Here is a 2,973-nt window from a genome sequence, read left to right on the forward strand (position 1 = left end):
GCACCGGCATGCTGATTTTTGTCTCCGAGGCCGAGCGTTACGTGGAAATTCTGGTGGATGAAGGGATTTCCAAACGGCTGGACAACAAGAATTGGGACGCGATTGTGGCGACGTTTACCCAGCAGGTGAAGCAGGGGCAGACGTTGCAGGGGTTTGTGACGTGCATCGAGGCGTGCGGCGAGTTGCTCAAGGTGCACGTGCCGGTGACCCAGGTGCGCAATGAATTGCCGAATCGGTTGGTGGTGTTGAGCTAAAAAGATCGCAGCCTTCGGTAGCTTTTGTGGCGAGGGGGCTTGCTCCCGTTCGGCTGCGAAGCAGTCGTAAAACCAGAGAACTGGGTGTGACTGAAGAAACTAGGGGGCCGCTGCGCAGCCCAACGGGGGCAAGCCCCCTCGCCACAGGAAACTTACTTGCCTCGGGATTCGCACCATTTGGTAAATAACTGCGTGTCCCGAACGGCCATCCCCCCTAAAATACCCGCCATTCCCCGATTCGCACCGCCCGAGGCCGTTTTTTCCATGTCTGTCACCGCCACTCCCGCCAGCCTCGCGCCGGATCACCACGCCCAGTTCATCGACCTGCTGCAAACCAGCCTGGACGCCAATGCCYTCATCAAACTGGTGCTGGCCAAGTACGTTGGTGGCGAAGCGGACTTGCAGCGGTTGATCATCAAGCAGCTGACGGTCAAGGATCAGCCGTGCCTGTCCTTCGTCTACCGCTACAAGACCCGCGACATCACCAAGAACCTGCCGATTGCCGAAGGTGTGGCGACCATTGCCGCGCTGTTGCCGGCATCGTTCAAAAATGCGCATTTACTGTCACTGACCGACGAAGCCCAGCTCGAATACAGCAAAAAGGGCAAATCTTCGCTGTTCAAGAGCAAACCTCAGCAATTGCGTGAAGTGCCGTCCGCCGAGCACAACCGCGAGAAGAACCGCTTCCTCGACCTGAACCGGCCGTTCCTCAAAGACCTCGGCGTGACCAACGCCCAGCATGAGCTGATCCCGGCGATGTCGCGCAAGTGGAAGCAGATCAACAAGTTCATCGAAGTCTTCAGCCATGCGCTGACCTCCTCGCCGCTGGCGCTGGACAAACCGGTGCGGGTGGCGGATTTCGGCTCGGGCAAGGGTTACCTGACGTTCGCGATCCATGACTACCTGCGCAACACCCTGAAAGCCGAGGGCGAGGTGACCGGTGTCGAGCTGCGTGAAGACATGGTCAAGCTGTGCAACAGCGCGGCGGCGAAGCTGGAACATCCGGGGCTGGTGTTCAAATGCGGTGACGTGCGCAGCGTGGCGCCGAGCGAGCTGGACGTGATGATCGCGTTGCATGCCTGCGACATCGCCACCGACTATGCGATTCATACCGGCATCCGTTCCGGCGCTGCGATCATCATGTGCTCGCCGTGCTGCCACAAGCAGATCCGCCTGCAGATCCAGAGCCCGGCGCTGCTCAAGCCGATGCTGCAATACGGCCTGCACCTGGGCCAGCAGGCGGAAATGGTCACCGACAGTTTGCGTGCGTTGTTCCTGGAAGCCTGCGGCTACGAGACCAAGGTGTTCGAGTTCATCTCACTGGACCACACCAACAAGAACAAGATGATTCTGGCGGTCAAACGCGCCGAGCCGGTGGACCCGGCTCAGCTGTTGGTGAAGATTCAGGAGCTGAAGGATTTCTACCACATCAGCGAACATTGCCTGGAAACCCTGCTGCGGGCTGACGGGTTCCTGGTCGCTAAGGCTTGAGCTGAACCCCCGCCGGTAACGTGCCCGGTTGCGCCGGGCGCACTGCGGTCTTGCGCCCGAGCATCACCGTCACGATCACCCCGGCCGCAAACAGCCAGGTAATCGGCTCGACGTGCTCACCGAAGAACAACGCCGAAAACGCGATGGTGAAGAAGATCTGCAGCAACTGGATCTGACTGACCCGGGCGATGCCGCCCATGGCCAGCCCGGCGTACCAGGCAAAGAAGCCGATGAACTGCGAAAACAGCGAGACATAACCGAAGGCCCACCAGGTCCTGGCCGAAATCTCGCCCTGATGTTGCAGCGCCAGGTACAACACCGGCCCAATCAGCAACGGCGTCGACAGCACCAACGCCCAGCAGATCACCTGCCAGCCGCCCATCTCCCTGGCCAACCGGCCGCCTTCGGCATAGCCCAACCCACCCACGGCAATCGCCCCGAGCATCAGCAAGTCACCGGCCTGAATACTGCCGGCTCCGCTGATCAGCGCATAGCCGAGCACCAGCGCACTGCCCAGCGCGGCGCAGGCCCAGAAGGCTTTCGACGGACGCTCATGGGACAGCCACGCGGCATACAGCGCCACGCACAGCGGTTGCAAACCGTTGACCAGTGCGCCGTGGGAGGCGGGCAGTGTCTGCATGGCCCAGGCCGACAGCACCGGGAAGCCGAGGATGACCCCCGCGATAACCAGTGTCAGGCCTTTGACCTGTTTCCAGGTGGGCCATTTTTCCCGGCGCCACAGCAATAACAGCGCAGCCGGAATCGCCGCGAACAGCGCCCGGCCAAGGCCATTGAGCAGCGGATGGAGTTCCTGCACGACGATCCGTGTGAAGGGCAGGGTCAGGCTGAAGATAACGACGCCGAGCAGGCCGAGGGCCATGCCGGTGTTTTCGCGCGAGGACATGATGGATGACCAGAATTCAGGGTGGCGGGAAGTTTCTTTATCTAGCCATAAACCTGAGGCTTTCCGCTGTTACAGCTGGGTGCAGAGTTATCCGTACAGTTAAGCGCGGTCCCTGTGGCGAGGGAGCTTGTCGGATCGCCGCACCGTCCCGTTCGGCTGCGCAGCAGTCGCAAAACCAGAGACCATCGATTGATTGACGAAGCCGGTAGGGCCGCTTCGCGCCCYRGCGGGAGCAAGCTCCCTCGCCACAAAAAGCCAATCCAGTTCATATCGTCCGTAGTAGTCGGTTATTACCCGACCCGCCGGATAAGGACTACCTTGAAT

General features: G+C 60.6%; 3 protein-coding genes. 2 read left to right on the forward strand and 1 reads right to left on the reverse strand.

Features of this window, described 5'->3' with window-relative positions:
• The coding region (locus AC1DLB_RS26510) for a TPM domain-containing protein (RefSeq protein WP_477785957.1) at nucleotides 1-254 on the forward strand (254 nt) is incomplete at its 5' end.
• Between the two features lie 264 nt (nucleotides 255-518).
• Entirely contained in the window at nucleotides 519-1,745 is a 1,227-nt protein-coding gene (locus AC1DLB_RS26515) for a class I SAM-dependent methyltransferase (protein ID WP_477785958.1), read from the forward strand.
• Here AC1DLB_RS26515 and AC1DLB_RS26520 read toward each other — a convergent pair.
• A complete protein-coding gene (locus tag AC1DLB_RS26520; protein ID WP_086944807.1) occupies nucleotides 1,735-2,649 on the reverse strand; it encodes a DMT family transporter in 915 nt (304 codons plus the stop codon). The two genes, AC1DLB_RS26515 and AC1DLB_RS26520, sit on opposite strands and share 11 nt — an antisense overlap.
• Nucleotides 2,650-2,973 lie beyond the last annotated feature (324 nt).

This window comes from Pseudomonas sp. 05N434 (assembly GCF_056396965.1).